The 23,593-nt window shown below is 68.1% G+C and carries 17 protein-coding genes and 1 pseudogene; 10 read left to right on the top strand and 8 right to left on the bottom strand.

All coding sequences use genetic code 11. The features are described from left to right. Positions 1–88: 88 nt before the first annotated feature. Together B1790_RS15060 and B1790_RS15065 are read right to left on the bottom strand one after the other, a co-directional pair. Entirely contained in the window at positions 89–742 is a 654-nt protein-coding gene (locus tag B1790_RS15060; protein ID WP_142271322.1) for a GntR family transcriptional regulator, read from the bottom strand. 25 nt (positions 743–767) lie between these two features. Beyond that, positions 768–1,937: a GAF domain-containing protein gene (locus B1790_RS15065; RefSeq protein WP_079924040.1), complete on the bottom strand. Its 1,170-nt coding sequence runs from the start codon at positions 1,935–1,937 to the stop codon at positions 768–770. A gap of 273 nt (positions 1,938–2,210) precedes the next feature. Between B1790_RS15065 and sthA the strand changes: the two are divergent. From sthA to B1790_RS15085, 4 genes and pseudogenes are all read left to right on the top strand, one after another. After that, positions 2,211–3,617, top strand: a pseudogene (gene sthA, locus B1790_RS15070) (Si-specific NAD(P)(+) transhydrogenase); the annotation flags it as partial. A 145-nt stretch (positions 3,618–3,762) separates the two neighbouring features. Continuing rightward, the gene (locus B1790_RS15075) at positions 3,763–4,515 is read left to right on the top strand and encodes a S9 family peptidase (protein ID WP_079924070.1); all 753 of its coding nucleotides are present in this window, start codon (positions 3,763–3,765) and stop codon (positions 4,513–4,515) included. A gap of 25 nt (positions 4,516–4,540) precedes the next feature. Beyond that, on the top strand, positions 4,541–5,449 hold the full coding sequence (locus B1790_RS15080) for a 2-hydroxyacid dehydrogenase (protein ID WP_198952015.1): 909 nt from the start codon (positions 4,541–4,543) through the stop codon (positions 5,447–5,449). 24 nt (positions 5,450–5,473) lie between these two features. Then, complete coding sequence (locus tag B1790_RS15085) at positions 5,474–6,403, top strand: NAD(P)/FAD-dependent oxidoreductase (RefSeq protein WP_079924042.1); 930 nt, start codon at positions 5,474–5,476, stop codon at positions 6,401–6,403. On the opposite strand, the gene B1790_RS15090 is transcribed toward B1790_RS15085, so the two are convergent. After that, on the bottom strand, positions 6,404–7,699 hold the full coding sequence (locus B1790_RS15090) for an aspartate aminotransferase family protein (protein WP_079924043.1): 1,296 nt from the start codon (positions 7,697–7,699) through the stop codon (positions 6,404–6,406). Positions 7,700–7,753: 54 nt separating this feature from the next. Between B1790_RS15090 and B1790_RS15095 the strand changes: the two genes are divergently transcribed. From B1790_RS15095 to B1790_RS15110, 4 genes are all read left to right on the top strand, one after another. After that, on the top strand, positions 7,754–8,977 hold the full coding sequence (locus tag B1790_RS15095) for a cysteine desulfurase-like protein (protein WP_198952016.1): 1,224 nt from the start codon (positions 7,754–7,756) through the stop codon (positions 8,975–8,977). 232 nt (positions 8,978–9,209) lie between these two features. Next, complete coding sequence (locus B1790_RS15100; protein WP_233165136.1) at positions 9,210–9,698, top strand: MarR family winged helix-turn-helix transcriptional regulator; 489 nt, start codon at positions 9,210–9,212, stop codon at positions 9,696–9,698. Continuing rightward, complete coding sequence (locus tag B1790_RS15105; RefSeq protein WP_079924044.1) at positions 9,695–10,135, top strand: MmpS family transport accessory protein; 441 nt, start codon at positions 9,695–9,697, stop codon at positions 10,133–10,135. The genes B1790_RS15100 and B1790_RS15105 overlap by 4 nt, the downstream gene beginning before the upstream one ends. A gap of 8 nt (positions 10,136–10,143) precedes the next feature. After that, positions 10,144–13,056: an RND family transporter gene (locus B1790_RS15110; protein WP_079924074.1), complete on the top strand. Its 2,913-nt coding sequence runs from the start codon at positions 10,144–10,146 to the stop codon at positions 13,054–13,056. Here B1790_RS15110 and B1790_RS15115 read toward each other — a convergent pair. From B1790_RS15115 to B1790_RS15130, 4 genes are read right to left on the bottom strand one after another with little or no spacing between them, the layout of a single operon-like run. Beyond that, the gene (locus tag B1790_RS15115) at positions 13,053–13,382 is read right to left on the bottom strand and encodes an STAS domain-containing protein (protein ID WP_079924045.1); all 330 of its coding nucleotides are present in this window, start codon (positions 13,380–13,382) and stop codon (positions 13,053–13,055) included. The genes B1790_RS15110 and B1790_RS15115 overlap by 4 nt on opposite strands. After that, positions 13,367–17,506 carry a SpoIIE family protein phosphatase gene (locus tag B1790_RS15120; RefSeq protein WP_233165137.1) on the bottom strand — a complete coding sequence of 1,380 codons (4,140 nt, stop codon included), beginning with the start codon at positions 17,504–17,506 and terminating at the stop codon, positions 13,367–13,369. The genes B1790_RS15115 and B1790_RS15120 overlap by 16 nt, the downstream gene beginning before the upstream one ends. 21 nt (positions 17,507–17,527) lie before the next feature. Then, positions 17,528–18,586, bottom strand: a complete 1,059-nt coding sequence (locus B1790_RS15125; RefSeq protein ID WP_079924047.1) for a B12-binding domain-containing protein — start codon at positions 18,584–18,586, stop codon at positions 17,528–17,530. After that, entirely contained in the window at positions 18,574–19,866 is a 1,293-nt protein-coding gene (locus B1790_RS15130; protein WP_079924048.1) for a PP2C family protein-serine/threonine phosphatase, read from the bottom strand. The genes B1790_RS15125 and B1790_RS15130 overlap by 13 nt, the downstream gene beginning before the upstream one ends. Positions 19,867–20,062: 196 nt before the next feature. On the opposite strand from B1790_RS15130, the gene B1790_RS15135 reads away from it, so the two are divergent. Beyond that, on the top strand, positions 20,063–21,052 hold the full coding sequence (locus B1790_RS15135) for a TIGR03885 family FMN-dependent LLM class oxidoreductase (RefSeq protein ID WP_079924049.1): 990 nt from the start codon (positions 20,063–20,065) through the stop codon (positions 21,050–21,052). Continuing rightward, complete coding sequence (locus B1790_RS15140; protein WP_079924050.1) at positions 21,049–22,731, top strand: alpha-amylase family protein; 1,683 nt, start codon at positions 21,049–21,051, stop codon at positions 22,729–22,731. Before B1790_RS15135 ends, B1790_RS15140 begins: the two co-directional genes overlap by 4 nt. On the opposite strand, the gene B1790_RS15145 is transcribed toward B1790_RS15140, so the two are convergent. Next, positions 22,724–23,566 (bottom strand): cutinase family protein, encoded by an 843-nt coding sequence (locus tag B1790_RS15145; protein ID WP_079924051.1) that lies wholly within the window; start codon positions 23,564–23,566, stop codon positions 22,724–22,726. The two genes, B1790_RS15140 and B1790_RS15145, sit on opposite strands and share 8 nt — an antisense overlap. Positions 23,567–23,593: the final 27 nt, after the last annotated feature.

Genomic DNA, 23,593 nt, shown 5'->3' on the forward strand with positions numbered 1-23,593 from the left:
CTCCTGCAACGGTGTTGGGCGTGACGGGGCGGCACCCGGCAGGTCGCCGGGTGTGCTTGACGTGCTGTGTGTGACGGGCTAGGCGGACTTACGGGGCGCCGAAGAGGTGGTGCAGCACCCGGGCACGATTCACTTCGATGTGCTCGTACGACAGCTGGCGGGCGCGACCGGCGTCACCGGCGATCAAGGCCTCCAGCATGATTCGGTGTTCGGCCCACAGCACGTCGGGTTCGTCGTTCTGCAGGTTGATCCAGTGCAGGCGTCCCTCGATCGGCTCGAGCATCTGCACCAGAAACTTGTTGCGCGCCATCTCCGGCACCAGGTCGTGAAATTCGACGTTGCAGGCGTACACGGTGCCACGGTCGCCGGTCTCGACGGCCCGCTCGGCCTTGCGCGCCAACGCCTCCAAGCGCCGGACGTCGTCCTTGGTCGCGCGCTCGGCCGCCTTGCCGAAGGCCGTGGACTCCAGGGCTTCGCGAACGTCGAACAGCTCCTCGACGTCGACGCGGGAGAGCTGACGGACGATGACGCCCCTGGTGGCCAGCATCTCCACGAAGCCCTCGGTGTTCAGCATGCGCAGGGCCTCGCGGATCGGCAGCCGGGACACCTCGAAGTCGGTCGCGAGATCGCGTTCGACCAGCCGGGTGCCGGGCGGATAGGTGCCGTCGGAGATGCGATCCCGGATGGCGTCGCGGATGAACTCGCGCAGCGGTCGGCCGTTCTGTCGGCCAGTGCCCGTCATGGGCTTCAGTATCGGGGTCGCCACGTCACACCGTGACCAGGTGGGGGTGGGCGGCCAGCAATGCCTCTGTCTCGCGAGCCGCCACCTCGACGGCGAGCTGGTCGGCGTCGGTCCATGGGCGTTCTGCAAGGCTGTGCACCGACAACCACCCGACCATGTCGGCGCCGTGCTGCACCGGTGCCAGCATCTGCGCCCGAACGCCGTACACGTCGACGAGTGCCTGGGGTGGCTTGGGCGCGGTCGCGAAGTCGGGTTGCACCAGCGTTCGGCGGTGCTGCTCGATCCAGCGCACGGTCTCGAGATCGCGCTGCGGCAGCGTGGCGTCGCGGCGGATCGAGCGCACCTTGGTGCCGTGCGATTCGGCCGCACACGTGCCGACCGAGCAGCCGGCCGCAGGCAGATCGATGCGCAGCGTGGTGCGGTCGCCCCCGGTCTGGTGGCGCAGTCGCTCGGTGAGGGCCTGCATCTTCGCGCGCAGTTGGCCGCTGACGCCGAGCTCCCCAAGCGCCGGTATCGGGGCGTCGTCGCCGGCCAGGCCGGCGGCATGCCACACGGTCGCGCCGATCGAGTCGAACACCGGCGTGCCGAGCTGCGCCCCTACCCGCGCCGCGGGCGCCACCCCGTCGACGTTCGTGCACATCACGGTCACGGCGTCGGCGCCGTGGGCCGCCGCGGCGATCATCGACGCGACGTCGGCGGGTCCGACCGATGCGAAGTCGTAGTTGGTGGCGAGACCGCGGTACTGCTGGTTCACCGCCTCAATGCCGTTGCGGCCCAGCTCCTCTGCGATGCGCGCCGAGACGTCGGCAGTGTATGGGCTCACCAGCCCGAGGCGCTCGACGCCGTAGGTCCGGCAGGCCTCGAGGACGGCGAGCGTCGATGTCGTCGCGGGCACCCCGGCCGCGGCCGACAGCGCGTCGCACAGGGCCCGCTCGCGGTCGACGCCGAGCCACGAGCCCGACGTGCCTGCCCAGGCGACGACGTCGACCCTGGCCTCGGCCAGCAGTAGGGCGGCGGCTTCCATGCCCGCGACGTCGAACTGGTCGTCGGAGTCCGGCCCAAGGGCGATTCGGGTGACCCCGACCCGGGTGACGTGCATCGCCGCCCGGTCCGCGAGTAGCGCCCAGGCGGCGGGCTCGAACGCGGTGTTCGACGACGGGCAGATGAAGCCCAGTCGTATCGCGTCGTGCGTCACTCCGGCCTCCTCGCTGCGGTCCCAATTTGGGATCCCAAAAGAGACTGATCCGGCGGGAGGTCGATGTCAACGCAACGGGCACGAACCAGAATCCGTCGCGCAATCGGGATCGGCACAGCTCAGCGCGCACACGAGGGCCACCCCACGTGCCGTCGGCCCGATTTTGGGATCCCAAAATTTACCCAGTCGTAGCACTCGAAACATGCCGGCAGTCCTGGCGAAACCGTGTCCTCATCTCGCGATCCAATGTCGATATGTGGGTATGCCCCACTCATGGCGAGTGAGACTGAGTACGACCTGATCGTGATCGGCTCTGGCCCTGGCGGGCAGAAGGCGGCCTTGGCTGCGGCGAAATTGGGCAAGAAGGTGGCCATCGTCGAGCACGGCCACATGGTCGGAGGCGTGTGCGCCAACACCGGCACCATCCCGTCGAAGACGCTGCGCGAGGCGGTGCTGCACCTGACTGGGATGAACCAGCGCGAACTCTACGGCGCGAGCTATCGCGTCAAGGAGAACATCACGCCCGCCGATCTGCACCAGCGGACCTCGCACGTGATCGACCGCGAGGTCGACGTCATCCGCAACCAGCTTATGCGCAACCACGTCGACCTGCACATCGGCAACGGCAGCTTCGTCGATGCCAACACCGTCAGGGTGGAGGGCGCCCAAGCCGCCGAACATCGCACGCTGACAGGCGATTTCATCGTCATTGCCACTGGCACCACCCCGCGACGACCCGACGGAGTCGACTTCGACGAGGAACGGGTGCTCGACTCCGACGAGATCGTCAACCTCGGCTTCATCCCGACGTCCATGGTCGTCGTCGGCGCTGGCGTGATCGGCATCGAGTATGCGTCGATCTTCGCCGCGCTCGGCAGCCACGTCACGGTGGTCGAGAAGCGCGACACCATGCTCGACTTCTGCGACCCCGAGGTGGTCGAGGCCCTGCGCTTCCACCTCCGTGACTCCGCCGTCACGTTCCGGTTCGGCGAGGAGGTCACCGACGTCGACGTCTCGCCGAACGGCACGTTGACCACCCTGGCCAGCGGCAAGCAGATCGCCGCCCAGGCCGTCATGTACTCGGCGGGACGCATCGGGCGCACCGACGGGCTCAACCTTGACGCGGCTGGGTTGGCCACCGACGATCGCGGGCGCATCGAGGTCGACGAACACTTCCGGACCAAGGTCGACCACATCTACAGCGTTGGAGACGTGATCGGCTTTCCCGCGCTCGCGGCAACGTCGATGGACCAGGGCAGGCTGGCTGCCTATCACGCGTTCGGCGAGCCGGCCAACGACATGACCGCGCTGCAACCGATCGGCGTCTACACGATTCCCGAGTTGTCGTTCGTCGGCGCCACCGAGGTCGAGCTGACCAAGGATTCGATCCCCTACGAGTTCGGAGTCTCCCGCTACCGTGAGTTGGCGCGCGGCCAAATTGCCGGTGACTCCTACGGCATGCTGAAACTGCTGGTGTCGACCGAGGACCGAAAGCTGCTCGGAGTCCACATCTTTGGCACGGCCGCCACCGAACTGGTGCACATCGGTCAGGCGGTGATGGGCTGCGGCGGCACCGTCGACTACCTCGTCGACGCGATCCTCAACTACCCGACGTTCTCCGAGGCCTACAAGGTCGCCGCACTCGACGTGATGAACAAGATCAGGGCCGTCCGGAAGTTCAACGAAGGCCACTTTGCGCAGGACGACACGGATGAGGTCGCCGAGAAGGAACTCGCCGCCGCGGAATGACCGCCCCGCGTGGCATCCATCTCACTCCTGCTCGATGTCGGCACTCGGCGCCCCCGTCGATGACAAGATCTCGAGGGTGGCCGAGCCCGTCAGTTTCCCCAGCAGCACCGGACCCATCCTGCGAGGGTTGGTCGACGTCCCCGTCGGCGAGCCCCGCGGGTGGGGCGTCTTCTCCCACGGCTTCACCCTCGGCAAGGACAGCCCGGCGGCGAGCCGGATGTGCAAGCAGCTGGCCGCAGACGGCATCGGGATGCTCCGCTTCGACAACCTGGGCCTCGGCGACTCCGACGGCGACTGGGGCGACGGGTCCTTCTCGCACAAGGTGGCCGACACCGTGCGGGCGGTCGAGTTCATGAACGGGACCGGCCGGGAGGTCCGCGTGCTCGTCGGGCACTCGTTCGGCGGCGCCGCCGCGATCGCCGGTGCCCACGAATGCGAGACCGTTGCCGCGGTGGCCAGCATCGGGGCGCCGTACGAACCCGCGCACGTCGAGCACAACTACGACGCCCTCGTCCACCTCATCGAGGCCGACGGAGAGGCGCCGTTCCTCGCCGGCGGCAAGGCGCTCACCCTGAAGAGGCACTTCATCGAGGACGTCCGCGCCGCCGACCTGCGCGAGCGCATCCGCACCCTGCGCCGGGCGCTGCTGGTGATGCACTCCCCCACCGACAACACCGTCGGCATCGAAAACGCCAGCGACATCTTCCGCACCGCGCGGCACCCGCGCAGCTTCGTCTCCCTCGAGGGCGCCGACCACCTGCTGACCGGCAAGAACCAGGCCGCCAGGGCGGCACGAATCATCAGCGCGTGGGCCGACCCGTATCTGTAGCCCGGACAGAACTAGCGTGGACACCGTGAAAGTGCTCGTCCCAGACGACCTCGGCCTCGAACTTCCCGCCCCATCGGAGGGCCTGACGACGGCGTTCTACCGGCCCGGCGATCCGTGGCCGTCCGAGCACCTCGACGCCGACGTCGTCGTGGTGGGGTTCGACGACGCCGCGGCGACCGGAGCCCGGTTCGTCGACCTACCGAATTTGCGCCTCGTCCAGACCCTCAACGCCGGCTATGAGCAGTGGGTGCCCCACCTGCCGGACGGCGTGATGCTCTCCAACGGGCGTGGCGCGCACGGCGGCTCGACGGCGGAGTGGGCGGTGGCGGTGCTGCTGTCCATCTATCGCGACCTGCCGGCGTTTCGCGCCCTGCAGGCCGACGGTGTCTGGGGTTTCAAGGACACCGAGACGCTGATCGGCAAGCGCGTCGTGGTTCTCGGCGCAGGCGATCTGGCCGTCAACCTGGCTGCGCGGCTCGCACCGTTCGAGGTCGAGGTGACGCTCGTCGGCCAACGGGCCCGCGACGGTGTCGTCGCGCTCGCCGACGTCGACGCACTGCTTCCCGACGCCGACGCCGTGGTCGCGATGCTTCCTGCGACGAAGGAGACCTATCGCCTCCTCGACGCCGCGTTCCTGAGCCGGCTGCGCGACGGCACCGTGGTCGTCAACGCCGGCCGCGGCAATGCCGTCGACACCGAAGCGTTGATCGCGGAGCTGACCTCGGGCCGGCTCCGCGCCGCGCTCGACGTCACCGACCCGGAACCGCTGCCGCCGGGGCACCCGCTGTGGTCCGCGCCCAACCTCCTGCTGACACCGCACGTCGCCGGAAGCACCGAAGGTGCGTGGGACCGGGCGTTGCGCATCGCCATGGACCAGATCGACGTCTTCGCCAACGGCGGTCGGCCGCCGAACGCCGTCGTGGTCCCGAGCTAGTCGTCCCGAACTAGGTTGGAAGCCATGTCCTCGCGAGTCGCAGTCGTCGGTGCAGGTATCTCCGGCGCGGTGTGCGCCCGCGTCCTTCGCGAGCACGGCATCTCGGCCGACCTGATCGAACGGGGCCGCGCGCCGGGTGGGCGGATGGCGTCGCCGGAGCTGCACGGCCGCCGGGTCGACCTGGGTGCCGCGTACTTCACGGCGAAGGAGCCCGACTTCGTCGCCGCCGTAGAGCGATGGTCGGCCCAGAAGCTGGTGCGGGACTGGACCGACACGCTCGACGTGTTCTCCGCCGACGGCCGCAGGAGCACCTCGGGCCCAATGCGGTACGCCACACCCGGCGGGCTTCGGTCCCTGGTGCGGGCGGCGCTGCCCGACGACGTGCGGTGCGAACGAGTCGTCGACTCCCTCGACGAATTGGACCATGACGCAATCGTTTTGGCGATGCCCGATCCGCAGGCCGCCCGCCTGGCACCGGACGCCGCCGACTGGGTCGACTACGAACCCGTGATCACCGTCGTGGCGGGCTGGGAGCAGCGCTGCTGGCCTTTTCCTGACGCGGCCTTCGTCAACGACGACGCCGACGTCACCACCGTCGCCGACGACGGCTCGCGACGCGGTGACGGCGCCGCGGTCCTCGTCGTGCACACCACCGCCGACCGCGCCAGCGCCCATCTGCAGAATCCCGACGACGCGGTGGCACCGGTCCTCGACGCGCTCCGCCGGGTCATGGACGTCACCGCACCCCCGGTGTGGACCCACGCCCACCGCTGGACGTTCGCGAAACCCGTTGCCACTCACGGCGAAGACGCCTTCGGCCTGACCGACCACGCCGGGCGCCCGCTCGGGTTGTCCGGCGACTCGTGGTGCCCGTCCGGTGCGCCGCGCATCGAGTCGGCGTGGCTGTCCGGGCACCGGCTCGGGTCGGCTCTCGCCGCCCGGCTGGGCTCCTGACTACAGGCAGGCCGCCAGCGCGTCGGACAGGATGTCCAGTCCCGCGTCGAGGTCGGCGTCGGTGATCGTCAGGGGCGGGGCGATGCGGAAGATGCCACCCATGCCGGGCAGCTGCACGATGTTCATGTGCAGCCCCCGCTGAAGGCACTCGGCGGTGACCTTGGCTCCGAGGTCGTCGGCGGGCGCCTTGCTCACCTTGTCGGCGACCAGCTCGATGCCCTGCAACAGCCCCCGGCCACGCACGTCGCCGACCTGCTCGTGCCGCTCGTGAAGCGCGGCCAGCCTGGTTCCCAGGTGCCGACCGAGGATGGCGGCCCGGTCGACGAGCCCGTCGCGTTCCACGACCGTCAGCACCGTCAGTGCGACGGACGCGGCGAGCGGATCCGACACGTGGGTGGTGAAGAACAGGAAACCCCGTTCGTGGCAGACGGATTCGATCTCGTCGGTGGTGACGACGGCGGCCACCGGCAGACCGGCGCCGAGAGTCTTCGACAGCGTCAAAAGATCCGGGACGACGCCGTCGCGTTCCAGTGCGTACATCGTTCCCGTGCGGCCGATTCCGGTCTGCGCCTCGTCGACGATCAGGAGCATCCCGCGTTCGACGCAGAGTTCGGAGAGGCGGGCCAGGTAACCGGGCGGCGGTTCGATGATGCCGCCCGAGGACAGGATCGGCTCGACGAGGCAGGCGGCGAGGCTGCCAGAGGATTGCGCGTCGACCGCCGCGAAGCCGTACTCCAGCTCCGTGCGCCAGTCGTAGCTGCCGTCGGAATGCCGGAACGGTGACCGGTACGCGTTCGGCGTCGGCAGGGTCAGGTTGCCAGGCATCGGCGGGCCGTAGCCGCGGCGCCCCGCACTGAACGTCGCCGACGCCGCACCCGAGGTCATGCCGTGCCACGACCGGTCGAACGACACCACCTCGTACCTGCCGGTGTAGAGCTTGGCCATCTTGATGGCGGCCTCGTTGGACTCGGCGCCGGTGGTCAGCAGCAGCACCTTGCTCAACGAGTCAGGCAGGGTGGCTGCGAGCTTGGTCGACAGTTCCACCACCGGCTCGCTGAGCATTCCGCTGTAGAGGTGGTCGAGGGTGGCGACCGCCGTCGACACCGTGGACACGACGTCGGGGTGCGAATGCCCGAGCACCGAGCTCATCTGCCCCGAGGTGAAGTCGAGAATCGCGGCCCCGTTCTCGTCGTACACATGACTTCCATTGGCCCGCTTGATGACCCGCGGGACGAAGGCCGCCCCGTAGCGCACCACGTGTCGATCGGCGTCGGTCCAGAACTGCTTGGTGTCCACGACACGAGTATGCCGCCCGCTGCGGGCGCGCTTGGCGTGGGTCAGACTTCGTTGGTGACCGGTCAACGCGACACCACAACCGCCTTCGACGCCGAGGCGGTCCGCGCCCACTTCCCCGCCCTCGCCGGCGGAACCGCGTTCTTCGACGGGCCGGGCGGCTCGCAGACGCCGACCGCCGTTGCCGACGCCGTTCGCGACGCGATGCTGCGGCCGCTGTCCAACCGCGGGAACGCCACGGCCGCCGCGCGCAACGCCGAGGCGATCGTCGTCGAATGCCGTGCCGCACTTGCCGATCTGCTCAACGCCGACCCCGACGAGGTGATCTTCGGGCGCAGCATGACCGCGCTGACCTTCGACCTGTCGCGCACGCTGGCGGCCGGGTGGGGCCCTGGCGACGAGGTCGTCGTGACGCGGCTCGACCACGACGCCAACGTGCGACCGTGGGTGATCGCGGCGGCAGCGGCGGGTGCGACCGTCCGGTGGGTGGACTTCGACCCCGACACCTCCGAGCTCCCGGTGGCCGCCGTCGCGGCGCAGCTGACCGACCGCACGCGCCTCGTCGCGGTGACCGCAGCCTCGAACCTGATCGGCACGATGCCCGACGTGCGGGGCATCGCCGAATTGACTCGTGCCGCGGGCGCGCTGCTCTACGTCGACGGGGTGCACTACACCGCGCACGGGGCCGTCGACGTCCGCGACCTCGGCGCCGACTTCTTCGCGTGTTCGCCCTACAAGTTCCTCGGCCCGCACTGCGGAGTGGTGGCCGGCAGGGCCGACGTGCTGGCCGAGCTGCGACCCGCCAAGCTGCTGCCGTCCTCCGATCGGGTTCCGGAGCGCTTCGAACTGGGCACGCTGCCATACGAAGTGATGGCGGGCGCGACGGCCGCGGTCGACTTCCTCGCGGGCATGACCGGTGCCGCCGGCTCACGCCGCGAGAGGCTGGTCGCGAGCCTGGGCGCCCTCGAGGTCCACGAGGACGCGCTGCGTCAACGGATCGAGTCGGGCCTGAGAGCGCTTGCGGGAGTGCGCATTCACTCGAAGGCCAGTCGACGGACCCCGACGCTGCTGCTCACCTTCGAGGGCCGCGACGCCGCCGAGATCAGCACCGCGCTCGCCGAGCACGACGTCAACGCACCGGCCGGGTCGTTCTACGCCTACGAGGCGGCGAGGCTGCTCGGCCTCGGCGACGCGGGCGGGCTGCGGATCGGTCTGGCGCCCTATAACACCGCCGCCGACGTCGACCGGTTGCTCCGGGTGCTCGGCGACGCGCTGCGCTGACGTCCCGGCGAGCGCGCCCCAGATACATAGCGCACGTTATGCACAGCCAGGGGAAGCGCCTTGCAGAGAGCTTTGGCCACCGGTGCGGCGTCGAATTCCCGGGACTGAAAGTTCAACCGGCGCGCCGCAATCGGGGGCACCAAGCCATGGCGTCTTTTCTGTGAACTTTCTGTCAAGGTCCTGCGTCCACCGCCGATTCGCCACTGCATAGGCTGGGTGATATACCTAGCGGGTGAACGACGAGTCGGGCGAACGAGTCGCCGGTGAGTGCGTCGGCGGCTTCCTCGATCAGGCCGTCGATCTGACCGCCCGGTTCCTGACCGACAGAACCGATTTGGGGGTCTCCGCCCTGTTCGCGATCAACAGGGTGTGCCGGGAAGGTCCGCTCCGGCTGACCACCCTGGCCGCCAAGGAGGGCATCAGTCAACCGTCGATGACTCAGCTGATCACACGGCTGGAGCGGCAGGGATTCGTCACCCGCACCGCCGATCCCGAGGACGGGCGGGTCACTCTCGTCGGCATCACCGAGGTGGGCCAGGATGCCCTGGACGACCGCAGACGCCTGCGCAGGGAACGCCTCGGCGAACTGTTGGAGACGCTGACGCCCGACGAGCGGCACGCGCTGCAGCTCTCGGCCAACGTTGCGCTTCCCATCCTGCGCAGGCTCGCCGCCAATGCGGGTTGCCCGCCCGACGACGATCACCGGAAGGCGTCGATGTGAAGAACAATCCGATCGGTCGCGGGGTCAAGAAGCTGTGGATCCCCCTGGTCTTGGTCGTCGTACTGGCGGTCTCCGGTCTGGTGGTCTATCGCTTGCACGGCCAATTCGCTTCCCAGGACCTCAACGCCAACGCCGGCTCGGGCATCGAAATCGTCCAGTTCAACCCGAAGGTCATGGTGTACGACGTCTACGGCTCACCGGGCGACACGGCCCTCATCAGCTACTTCGACCCGGACGCCAAAGTCCACACGATCACCGCGTCGCTGCCGTGGTCGGTCACCCTGTCGACCACGTTGCCCACGGTCAGCGCGAACCTGATGGCGCGGGCCGACGGAGATCAGATTGGATGCCGCGTCACCGTGAACGGAATCGTCCGTGAAGAACAGTCAGCGAACGGAATCGAAGCCCAGACCTACTGCCTGGTGAAGTCGGCATGACCCACGCGATGCCCGGACAAGCACCGGCCGAAACCCCGTCCGGTGACGTGCAGCGGCCCAAGCGGCCCTACCTGCCACACGCCATCCGGATCTTCTCGATCCCGATCGTCCTGTTCTGGATCGTGGTCGCGGTTTTGGTGAACGTGCTTGCGCCTCAGCTGGAGGTCGTCGGCGAGTTGCACTCTGCGCCAATGGCGCCCGAGGACGCCCCGTCGATGACGTCGATGAAGTTGATGGGCGGAAACTTCAAGGAGTTCGACTCCAACAGCACCGTGATGGTCGTGATCGAGGGCCAGCAGCCGCTGGGCCCGCCCGCGCACGACTACTACAACGCGATCATCAAGAAGCTGCAGACCGATCCCCAGCACATCCAGCACATCCAGGACTTCTGGGGCGACACCTTGACCGCGGCCGGTGCACAGAGCGCCGACGGCAAGGCGTCCTACGTGATGATCAACCTGGCAGGCGAGCAGGGGCAGACGGAGGCCAACGAAGGCGTCGACTTCGTCCGCAAGGTGATTGCCGAGACCACGGCCCCACCGGGTGTGCAGGCCTACGTCGCCGGCCCGGCCGCCCTCACCGACGACCTGCACGTCATCGGCAACGCCAGCCTGGCCCAGATCACGTTGATCACGCTCGCCGCGATCGCCCTCATGCTGTTGATCGTCTACCGGTCGATCCGCACGACGCTGGTTCAGCTCTTCCTGACGTTTCTCGGGCTGCTGACCGCGCGCGGCGTGGTCTCGGTGCTCGCCACCAACGGGGCGTTCGGCCTGACGACGTTCGCAGGCAACATCCTGACGATGCTGGCGATCGCCGCGGCCACCGACTACGGCATCTTCATCTTCGGTCGCTATCGCGAAGACCGCGCCATGGGACTGGACCGGGACGACTCCTACTACGCCACCTTCAAGTCCGTCGCCCCCGTCATCGTTGGCTCTGGCCTGACGATCGCCGGTGCCACCTTCTGCCTCAGCTTCTGCCGGCTGCCCTACTTCAGCACCATGGGCGCACCCGTGGCGATCGGCATGGTCGTGGTCGTGATCATCGCCGTCACCCTCGGCCCAGCGGTGCTCTTCCTCGGCAGCAAGGTCGGACTCTACGAGTCGAAGCGACCCGCCAAGAGCCGCTTCTGGCGCAAGGTCGGAACGGCGGTAGTCCGTTGGCCCGCACCGATCTTCGTCGTCAGCCTGTTCGTGGTGCTGATCGGCATCGTGGCGATTCCCGGCTACCAGCCGGCGTACAACGACCAGTACTACCTGCCCGACGACGCGCCGACCAACGTCGGGTTCGCCGCCGCCGACCGGCACTTCTCCCAGGCCCGGATGAACCCCGACATCCTGATGGTCAACTCCGAGCACGACATGCGAAATCCCGCCGACATGCTGGTGCTCAACGCCGTGGCGCGCAACGTGATGCACACCGACGGCATCGCCATGGTGCAGAGCATCACCCGCCCGCTCGGCATCCCGATCCAGCACAGCTCGATTCCGTTTCAGACGAGCGTCTCCGGTCAGACGAGCAACATGAACCTGCCGTTCCAACGTGCCCAGCTGGCCGATCAGCTCCGGACGATCGATTCGACGAACGCCTCGATCGCCATCCTCGAGCAGCAGTACCAACTGTCACTGCAGCAGACCGCACTCACCCAGGACTCGGCCGAGAAGTCGCGGGAGCTGCTCGGGACCACCGAGAAGCTCCGGGACAACATCGCCAACTTCGACGACACGTTCCGGCCGATGCGCGCGTACTTCTACTGGGAGCCGCATTGCTTCGACATTCCGCTGTGCGCCGCCATCCGTTCGCTGTTCGACTCCCTCGACGGGATCGACGAATTGACCGACCGCACGGGGGCGGTCCAGAACAACACCGACCAACTGTCCGCGCTCGCACCGAAGTTGACGGCACTGCTGCCGCAGACGATCGCCACGATGAAGCAGAGCCGCGATCTGGCTCTGGCGTCGTACAACTCGCAGAAGGCCTTGCTCGACCAGATGCAGGCGTCAAACGACACCGCCCTGGCGATGGGGGCTGCGTTCGACGACGCCAAGAACGACGATCTGTTCTTCCTGCCGCCGGAAGCCTTCACCAACCCGGACTTCAAGCGCGGCCTCGCGATGTTCCTGTCCCCGGACGGCAAGTCCGCGCGCATGTTCATCACCCACGAGGGTGACCCCGCCACCGTCGACGGCATCGCCAGGGTGGACTCCGAACGCAAGGCCGCGCAGGACGCACTGAAGATGTCGTCGCTGTCCGACGCGAAGATCTACCTCGGTGGCGTCGCGGCCACCTACCGGGACATGGCCGACGGCGCCAAGTACGACCTGATGATCGCCGTGGTGTCGGCGCTGACGCTGATCTTCATGATCATGATCATCCTGACCCGCAGCGCAGTGGCCGCTCTCGTCATCGTGACCACGGCCGCCAGTTCGATCGCCGCGTCGTTCGGCATCTCGGTTCTGTTGTGGCAGGACCTCTTTGGCAAGCCGATCCAGTGGCTGGTCATGCTGATGTCGGTGATCATCCTGTTGGCCGTTGGTTCGGACTACAACCTGTTGCTGGTCTCCCGGTTCAAGGACGAGATCCACGCCGGGCTGAAGACCGGCATCATCCGCTCGATGGCGGGCACCGGCGGCGTGGTGACATCGGCCGGTCTGGTGTTCGCCGCGACCATGGCGGCGATGATGTTCAGCAAGCTGGTGGTGCTGGCGCAGATGGGCTCCACGATCGCCATCGGTCTGCTGGTCGACACCTTCATCGTGCGATCGCTGCTGATGCCGTCCATCGCAACACTTTTGGGCCGCTGGTTCTGGTGGCCGCTGGTGGTCTACCCGCGGGGCGACAACCACTTCAAGAAGCCTTCGACGCCACCGCCGGCGAGCGACGAGACCGACACCGCGCCGGTACCCGTGCCGAGTTAGCCGCCGTCCGTCGGCGGGGTGGCCGCCTCCACCACCGCGACTTCGCTGAGCCCGCTGATCGTCAGCACGCGGATCAGAAACGGGTGCACGATCAGGTGAAGTCGGTCGACCTCGTCGGCGTGGTTGAACAGGGCGTTGATGCCCGCGCTGTCGAGGTACTTCACCGCGCTCATGTCGACGGTGATCGGCCGTCGGGTGCCGGCACTGGCTTCGGTGAGCGCCTCGGTGAACATGGCGATGTTGCTGAGGTCGATCTCGCCCTCCGCCACGAGCCGGGGCGCCCCTTCGGCGTCCCGGTCGGTGCTCAGGGTCAGCGGTGTGGCCATTGGCTAATCCTCGCGTGCATGCACACTGTGGTGCCGTTGTCGTCGGAGTGAATGGTGAAGTCTTCCATCAAGCCTTGCATGAGGGCCATGCCTCGGCCGCGACTGATGTCGGCGACGGTCCGTGGCAACTTCCAGGTACCGGTGTCGACGACGGTGACCTGGAGCCGGTCGACGACGGCCGTCGCGCGCAGGGAGACCACGCCGTCGGGGCGATCCCGATGGCCGTGTTCGATGGCGTTCGACACGGCTTCGCCGGTGGCGATGAGGACGTCCTGCATCCGCTCGTCGTCGACTCCCGCCTGAGTCAGCCAGCCGCGCAACGTGTCCCGGATCGGTGCCAGCTGGTTTGAGTCGGCGGCAAACGTCACGTTCAGGGGTCCCGGTCGCCGATACAGCAGGAGCGCCACGTCGTCGGGATAGCCGCCTAGCGGTTCGAGTTCGGACATCAGGTGGTCGGCGACGTCGTCGAGGACGTCCATCCGACCGCGCCGTACGAGGTCGGCGGCGTGGACCATTCCATCGTCCATCGAGGTGCCGCGACGCTCCACCAGACCGTCGGTGTAGAGCAGCAGCGTGGCACGGGCGGGCATCGTCATCCGCACCTCGGGCCGAGAACGACCGAGCTGCAACGCCAGTGGGAGCCCGCGCCCGCCGTCCAACATCTCCGTCGTACCGTCGGCCTGCACCAGAATCGGCGGCGGGTGCCCGGCACTGGAGAAGACGAGCTCGCCGCTCTGCAGAGTCAGCACCGCACAGAAGGCGGTGGTGCACCGGGCACCGGGAAGTCGAGCCGCGAAGCGGTCCATTCCGGCGAGAACGGCGCTCGGGGAGGACTGTTCGAGGAACAGCGCGCGACAGGCACTGCGCAGCTGACCCATCACGGTGGCGGCTCCGAGGCCGTGGCCGACGCAGTCGCCGACGATGAGCGCCACTCGCCCGTCGTCGAGGTCGACCACGTCGTACCAGTCGCCGCCGACCTGCAGCGGTCGGCTGGCGGGGTGATATCGCACCGTGAAGCCCGCAGGCAGGTCCGCAGGCCCCAACATGGCGTGTTGCAGCGCCACCGCGGTCTCACGCTGCTCGTCCAGTTGGTACGCCCGGTGCAGCCCCTGGCCCAGCCGCCCGGCGAGCACCGCAAGCAGAGTGTGGTCCCGCGGACCGAACGGCCGGCGTTCGGACAAGTCGACCCAGACGACGAGCACTCCCCGCGGATGCTGCAGCGAAATGCCACCGGACCCCGTGGTCGCGGTCCCGGTGGTGAGCAGGCCCGCGTCGCGCACACTCTCGATCGACGCACGCTGGTCGGCGGACAGCTCGGCCCATTCGACCGGGTCACCCACGCACACCAGTTCGGGCGCGCCGTCGTCGCCCGAGGCACTGAGGAACGTCACGGCCAAGACGCGCCGCGCCCGCCACACCCGCTGCAACTCCTCGATGGCACCAACGAGCGCGTCGTCGAGTGAATCAGCTTGAGCCAGCTGCTGATTCAGCGCTGCCAGCGCGGTCTGGCGTTGGACGTTGTAGTGCTCGGACGTAACGTCACGGAAGGTGCCGACCATGACCCGTCGGGCCGTGTCGGGATCCTCGGCGTGGTTGAAGTTGACGGCGACCCACAGGCGATGACCGTCGCGGTGGGTCACGGGAATGGTGAACGCGCCGTGGGTCTCGCTGAGCAGTCCCGCGAAGGCCGTCTGCACGAACTGGTGCGCTTCTGGGTCGGTGTCGGCGTCCGGCCACCACGGGTGGACGGGTGCATACGGCAGGCCTGCGGGTCCGTATCCCAGCATGTCGACGAAGGCGGTGTTGATCTCGATGACGGCGCCATTCTCGTCGCAGACGAAGAACGCCTCCTGTAGGGAGTCCACCAACGCCGTGCGCCACCGGGCGTGGTGGTTGCGCATCCTGGCGAGTTCGACGTTGGCCCGCACGCGGGCCAGAAGCTCGGCCGCCGCAAAGGGTTTGACGAGGTAGTCGTCGGCTCCTGCCTGGAGGCCCTCGATGGACGCCTCCTGGCCCGCCCTTGCCGACAGCAGCAGGACGGGAAGCGCGACGGTCCGCGGATCCCTGCGGAGCGTGGCGAGCAGCTCGAGCCCGTCCAGGCGCGGCATCATCACGTCGCTGACGAGGATGTCCGGAGCCCGCTCGCGAATCGCGCCGATGGCCTCGACGCCGTCGTTGACGGCGGTGACCAGATAACCCGAGGTGCGCAGCAGGTTGGTGAGGTACTCCCGCATGTCTGCGTTGTCGTCGGCCACCAGCACCCGCACCTGATCGTCACCGATGCCAACGGGGGTGACGACCGTCGGCGGCGCCTCGGATCCGGGCGAGTCCGGATCCGACGGGAGCCAGCGCAGCGCCTCCTGAAGGTAGGGCTGCGCTACCGCGCCCACGCCAGCTCCGGTGCCCGATCGCGAGATGTCCTCGGCGGAAAGGTGTCCCGCGTCGAAGGGCAGGCGGACGGTGAAGGTGGACCCTTCGCCTTCCCGACTGTCGGCGGTGATCGTGCCCCCCTGTAGCCCGACGAGTTCGCGGACGAGGGCCAAGCCGATTCCGCTGCCCTCGGTCGACCGCGCGCGGGCGGTCTCGATGCGATGGAACCGCTCGAAGAGCCGGGGCATCTCGGCGGCGGCCACGCCGATGCCGGTGTCGGTGACGGTCACCATCGCTCCCGAGTCGTCGCCGCGGACCCGGACGGTGATCGAGCCGTCGAACGTGAACTTCAGGGCGTTCGACAGCAGGTTCAGCACGACCTTTTCCCACATGTCGCGGTCCAGGTAGACGGGTCGGTCGAGCGTGGGGGCGTCGACTACGAACTCAAGCCCCGCCCGGTCGACGGCGGACCGGAAGACGCTGGCCAATTCGGCGGTGACGGCCGAGAGGTCGACGGGCTCGAACCTGGCCTGCATTCGCCCGGCCTGAATGCGGGAGAAGTCGAGCAGGGTGTTGACGAGCTTGGCCAGCCGCAAACCGTTGCGGTGCACCAGGTCCAGCTCGTCGCGGACTTCTTGGTCCAGTCCGCTCGTCCGGTTGCGCAAGTCGTCGACCGGTCCGAGTATCAACGTCAGGGGAGTGCGAAACTCGTGGCTGATGTTGGAGAAGAACGCCGTCTTCGCACTGTCCAGTTCGGCAAGCTCCTCGGCCCGCTGCTGCTGAGCCTGGTAGCTGCGCGCGCTGCCCACCCCCGCGGCGATGTGTCCCGCGACGAGTTCGACGAAGCCCCGGTAGCCGTCGTCGAGCGATCGGTGGCGATTCAGGGCGGCGACCAGGAATCCCACTGGCGCGCCACCCTGCTGCAGCAGGGGAACCACCAGCGCCGCGGTCGGCGGGCCCGCCCAGGCGCCGGACGGCAGGTCGAGCATCCGGCCGTCCAGTTCAACCAGCGCGGTCTCGCCGCGGGCCGCCTCGGCGACGGGCCAGATGGTGGAGTCATGGGCCGAGAGTGTGCGCGGCACCGCCCGATGACCGACTGCGATGCCGCTGACGCCGGCGAGGTGCGCTTCGCCGCCATCAGGTCCGTCGCGGAACAGGTAGGTCAGCGTGAAAGGCAGGTCGTACGGATTGCCGGCGAGTTGGCTGGCCGCGAAGTCCAACATCTGGCGCTCGGTGCGGACGACGCTCGGATCCGAGCCGAGGTCGCGCAGCGTTGCCATCCGGCGCTCGGCGATCACCCTGTCGGTGTCCTCGCTCACGACGCACAACATGCCCACCACGCGGGCGTCCTCGTCGCGCAGCGGGCTGTAGGAGAACGTGTGATAGGTCTCCTCGGAGTAGCCCGATCGCTCGAGGAAGAGCAACAGCGCTTCGTCCCACGTCGCCTCACCGGTCGTGAGGACCAACTCGATCCTCGGTCCGATGTCGGGCCAAATCTCTTGCCACACCTCACTCGCAGGCCGACCGAGCGCCCAGGGGTACTTGCTGCCGAGGGTGTCGCGGCGATACGCGGCGTTGCAGAAGAACGTCAGATCCGGCCCCCACGCCATCCACATCGGGAACCGGGACGCCAAGAGGATGCTCACCGCCGTGCGGAGGCTCTGCGGCCAATCCTCCGGTGCCCCAAGCGGCGTCGCCCCCCAGTCGACGACCGCCAGGTCACGACCGATCTCGTCGTCATCGCGGAAGACCACGGAAATGCCTCTCGTCAAACGTCATTCGTCGACCGTCGCTTCTCGGCGCCACTCGGCCGGCACGACGAAGTGGGTTGCCAACAACGAGGCCGCCACCGGGTAGTCGCGCATCGCCGCGGAGAGAATCTCCACCAGCTCGTCCATCATGCGAGGCTCGGCGCCTCGGCTACGGAGTAAATCGTCGATCCACCAGGCGGTCTCGGGCAACACCCGATCGTCACCGGTGAGCAGTGCCGCCTCCACCGCATGCAGGGTCTGGTGCAGCACGTCGTCGGCGACGTCGATCACGCTGTTGAGGCAGTCGGCGTCGGGAGTGGTGGCCGCGGCCACCAGCGTCCACCGCTCGCGGAGCCGCGCGACGAGCCGACGATGATCGGATTCCAGCGCCGCCTGCTCGGCGGTCCGCTCACCGGGCAGGGGAGCTGCCGGCACGACGACCGCAGGCAGCCCGTCCATCGCCACGATGGCTCCGTGCGCGTCGCGGGCCCAGGCGGTGGCGCCAAGGGCGACCGCACGTACGTCGTCACCACCAAAGGCCGGGCCGCCCACCAGGATCGGCGTGCCGCTGGCCGTGGTGGCCTCGATGAACCGACGGCAGGTGGACAGGGAACCGAGCACCGAACAGCTCACCGCGACGGCATCCGGCCCGAGATCGTTCAGATATTGGTTGAGGCGCAACGGATTCGTCGACGCGCCGAGCAGCGTGGTGTCCCACCCATGGGCACGCAGCGCACATTCGATCATCATCGCCGGGAGCGCATGCCACTCCCGCTCTGCACAGGCGACCAGGACCTTGCCCCTGGTGACCGGCACCTGTCGGACGTGGTTCGCGACGACCCTGGTCGCGGAGACGGCCGTCGCCGTCGCGGCGTGCTCCTGCGCGACGGTGAACTCGCCTCGCTGCCAGCGCCGACCGACTTCCCGCTGAGCGGCCGCCACCACGTCGGTGAGCACCGCGACCGGCTCCGCACCGTCGACGAGCAGTCCTTCGACGATCGACGTGACCGTCTCGGTGTCTCCGCTCGTAAAAGCGGCGTCGTAGTCCTTCAACGGATTTCGACGCTCGTCTAGTCGCCGCATGTCACCGCGAGCAACGCGATGTCGTCATGCTGGCGACCGTCGAGGTATTCGAGGACGTCCTGTTCGATGGCCTCACAGAGCACTTCCGGGTCGGCGCCCGCATAGCGGGGCAGCAGCCCGAGCAGCCGGTCGACGCCGTACAAGCCGTCGACGCCCATCGCCTCGTCCACTCCGTCGGTGAACATCAGCATGGTGTCACCCGACGCGAGGTTGACGGTGACGGGCCGGTACTGCACTCTCGCCACCATCCCGACGGCAGTGCCGCTGACCCCGACCGGCTCGACCCGGCCGTCGGCTCGCAGCACGATTGGTGCCGGGTGGCCCGCCGAGGCCACGTCGACCACGAACCGCCCTTCGGCTTCGCGGCGCATCCGTGCGCACACCAACGTGACGAAGTCCTTCGTGTGCTCGTCGAAGAGCACGGTGTTCAGCGCATCCAGCACGACTTCTGGTCGGCGATCGAAATGGCATGCGGTGCGGATGCTTTGGCGAGTTCGACCAGTGAGCGCGGCCGCCTCGACACCCTTGCCCGACACGTCGCCGACCGAGAGCAACCAGTCGTCCCCTCGACCGTGGACGTCGTAGAAGTCACCACCGATGTCCAGATGCTCGGCAGCGGGCCGGTATCTGGCGGCCAACCGGGCCCCGTCGACGCTGGGAAGCGACGGCGGCCGGAGGCTGCGCTGCAGCACCGTCGCGATGCGGCCACGCTCCTCGTAGAGCCTGGCGGAGTCCAACGCCATCGCGGCGCGAGTTGCCACTCGCTCGGCGGCGGTCACGTCCCGGTCGTCGAAACCCCTTCCCTCACAGCGGATCATCACCAACGCACCGATCGTGGTGCCCCGCGCGGTCAGTCCTACGGTGAGTAGATCCGCTGGCCGCATGGTGGCGGCCTCGGCAGCGAGTCGGGGATGCGGAATCATGCCGGCGAGATCGGCCTCCGCCTCGGCATCCGTCATGACGTGCCGCAACTCCGTGCCGCCGGTCCTCAGTGCGCGACCAAGCTCGGTGTCGGCGATGGCCGACGCCGAGACCACGGCGTGAAAACCGGCGTCGTCGCCACCGACGATGGTCAGCGCGCCCTGACGGTCACCGGGAAGGACGACCATCGCCCAGTCGGCGAGGCGGGGACGGATCATGGTCAGCAGCCGAAGGGCGGTTCGGCGCAAGTTCAGCGAACCGGCCAGTCCGACGCCGATGTCCTCGACGAACTGGTCCCAGGCGCGCAGCTCTGCAGCGGGGTCCGAGGGTTGACAAGGGACCGTCTGGTTGAACGCCATAGTCCCCACTTCCCGGCGCGTCGTCGCGACGAATCAAACTGCCATGTCGACGTCGTGGACCGCACGACGTCGACAGGCTGGAAGCTCAACCACCGACCAACTTACCGATCTTGAGAGGTTAAGGCGAGCCGCGGACCCCCGCGACCGCAAATCTGACGTAGACGTAAGTCCCCCGACAAACGGGTATGCCGACGCAATGACCGTCATCGGATTCCACTGCTCGCACGAGCAGATCAGTCCCGCGCAACTTCTCCGCGACGTCCAACACGCCGAACACGCCGGCTTCACCGCAGGCATGTCGTCGGACCACCTCAGTCCATGGAGCACCCGGCAGAACGAATCGGGTTTCGCCTGGTCGTTCCTCGGGGCCGCCATGGCGACCACCGAGCTGCCGTTCGGGGTGGTCAACGCGCCGGGGCAGCGCTACCACCCGGCGATCGTCGCCCAGGCCATCGCGACGCTGGCGCAGATGTTTCCCGGCAGATTCTGGGCGGCGCTGGGTTCGGGCGAGGCGTCCAACGAGCGCGTGACCGGGCAGGAGTGGCCGCGCAAGGAGGTACGCGACCGTCGACTCGTCGAGTGCGTCGACGTGATCCGCCGGTTGTTGAAGGGCGAAGAGGTCAGCCACGACGGTCTCGTCCAGGTCAACCGCGCCCAGCTGTGGACGCTGCCGGATCGGGTCCCCGACCTCGTCGGGCCTGCCGTCACCGAAGCGACGGCCGCCCGGCATGCCGCCTGGGCCGACGGGCTCATCACCGTCAACCAGCCCGCGGAGACCCTCCGACGGGTTCTCGACGCCTACCGCGGGGCGGGCGGACGCGGTCCGGCTCGCTTGCAGATCCACCTGAGCTGGGCACCCACCGACGACGAGGCCATCTCCGTTGCGTGCGACCAGTGGCGCACCAACGTATTCGGTCCGCCGGTGGCATGGGATCTCGAGTCGGTCGAGGCCTTCGACGTCATCGGCAGGCACGTCACCCCCGAGCAGGTGAGGTCGTCGGTGCGGGTGTCGAGCGAGTTGGGGCAGCACGCACAGTGGCTCGCCGAGTACGTCGAGCAGGGCTGGGACGAGTTGTACCTGCACTTCGTCGGCCAACATCAGAGCGCATTCATCGACGCCTTCGGTGAACACGTGCTGCCGCAACTCTCCCCGACCGCGCCAGCGACGACTCCGGTGATGGCATGAGAAGCGTTGACGGCGGCGACCTTTGGTGGAAGAGCGCCGTCTTCTACTGTGCCGACGTCGAGACGTTCTTCGACTCCAACGGCGACGGCACCGGTGACATCCGCGGGATGTCGGACCGCATCGAGTACCTCGCCGACCTCGGCGTGACCTGCCTGTGGCTGATGCCGTTCTATCCGACGGCCCAAAAGGACGACGGGTACGACATCGTCGACTTCTTCGGGGTGGATCCCCGCTTGGGGAACCTCGGCGACTTCGTCGAGTTGGTGCGCACCGCGCGGGCCGCCGGGATCCGGGTGATCGTCGACTTCGTCATGAACCACACCTCCGACGCGCACCCGTGGTTCAAGTCCGCCCGCCGCAGCGTCGACGACCCATATCGCGACTACTACGTGTGGAGCGCGACGGAGCCGAAGTCCAGCCCGAAGGACGTGGTGTTCCCGGACCAGGAGGACAGCATCTGGGAGCTGGACCCCAAGACGAACGAGTGGTATCTCCACCACTTCTACAAGCATCAGCCAGACCTCAACATCGCCAATCCCAAGGTGCAGGAGGAGATCTCGCGGACGCTGGGATTCTGGCTCGAGCTCGGCGTCTCGGGGTTCCGGATCGACGCGGTCCCCTTCCTGTTCGCCAAGGATTCCGTGCCCGGTGAGCCGGGCGCCTTCGACCCGTACGAATACCTCGGCGACGTGCGGAACTTCGTCACTCGCCGCGTCGGCGACGCGGTGCTCCTCGGCGAGGTCAACGTCGCATACAAGGATCAGAAGAAGTTCTTCGGCGGACCCGACGGCGACGGGCTGAACATGCAGTTCGACTTCATCGGGATGCAGAACATCTACCTGTCGCTCGCCCGCGGCGACGCGCGGCCGCTCGCGAAGGCCATCAGGCAACGGCCAAGTATCGACATCACCAGTCAGTGGGCCAACTTCGTGCGCAACCACGACGAGCTGACCCTCGACAAGCTGACCGACGCCGAACGTCAGGAGGTCTTCGACGCGTTCGGTCCCGACCCGGACATGCAGCTCTACGACCGCGGACTCCGGCGACGGTTGCCGACCATGGTCGGCGGTGACGAGCGCCGGATGCGATTGGTGTACTCACTGGCCTTCTCCTTGCCGGGCAGTCCGGTGCTGTTCTACGGCGAGGAGATCGGGATGGGTGAAAACCTGGACATTCCAGGACGATTGGCCGTCCGCAGCCCGATGCAGTGGACGGGCGGCAGCAACGGCGGCTTCTCGACGGCGGCGAAGCGCAGGCTCACCCGACCCATGCCCGACGGCCTGTTCGGCCCGGATCGGGTCAACGTCGCCGCCCAGCGGCGCGACCACCAGTCGTTCTGGTGGTTCATCCGCGACCTCGTCTACACCTATCGCCAACAGCCGGAGATCGGCTGGTCGACCGCCGAAGTGCTGAAGCAACCGCACCGCTCGGTGTTGGCTCGCGTGTGCCGCGAAGAGGAATCGGGCTGGCAGATGTTGGCGCTGCACAATTTTGGCGCCGAGGGCGTCCTGGTGCCGATCGAACTGTCCGACGCACCCCCCGGCTCGGTGTTGGTCAACCTGCTCGACGGGCTCACCGAGCAACCGTTCGACGACTCCGGCCGAGCTGAACTCGAGTTGGGCCCGTACGGCTACCGGTGGCTGAGGCTGGTCCGCCCCGGCGACGACCCGATCATCTGACGGGCGCGGCGAGCTCCGTCGCCGGCGACGGTTCGGCCTCGGCACTTGTGCTGGCGTTCGCCACCAGTTGATACAGCGGCGTGCCCCAGGCGTGCGCCCCGCTGCTGGCGGGGGCATACGAGGTGTGGATGGCGAGCGCCGTCGGTGACAACGCGTCGGACTCGGTGTCGGGATCTGCGTCGCAGACCGGGTCGCCCACGTCGCAGACGCTGACGGTTCGCGCCCCCATCTCGGGCGGCAGCACCGACGTGGGGGCCGAGGCCAGGAAGGAGTGCTCCTGCGCGACGCCCTTGCCCGCACTGGGCACGACCGCGGTCGACCCGAGGTTGATCGTGGTGTCGGCCGGCAGCCGGTCGCCGTCGGCGATCAGCAGCGCCGCCGCGACGTGGGGATCGTCGGCGAGGTCGTGCAGGTTGCGGTGGATGACCATCGCGCCCTGCGAGTAGCCGGCGAGCACCACCTTGGTCGTGGGGCACCGCTCGGTGAACGCCTCGAACTGTTCGGCGGCGGCGTCGGTTCCCGCCTCCACGCTGTCCATGAACCCCATCCAGCCTCCGAGGCCGCCACCCAGGGGGACGGGTGCCGCGGGGTACTGAACTGCTTCGGCGGTGATCGTCTGCCCGCTCGCCGCCAGCTGGGCCTGCAACTGCTGAAACGACTGGTAGACCACGGGGCCCATGCCGCCGTTGGCGGTCAGGCCTGCTCCGTCGCGCTGACCCGAGCCGGCGGCGCCGAGCCAGTGGAAGTCACCGCACCCTGGCGCCGCGCCAGCGGTTGCCGGTCCTGTGATCGTGGCAACGCCGGCCAGCGCGCTGCCTGCAACCAAGACGGCCATTCCGAAACGACGAAACACGATGAAGAC

Origin of the sequence: Mycobacterium sp. AT1, from assembly GCF_002043095.1 — a bacterium.
GTDB lineage: Bacteria > Actinomycetota > Actinomycetes > Mycobacteriales > Mycobacteriaceae > Mycobacterium.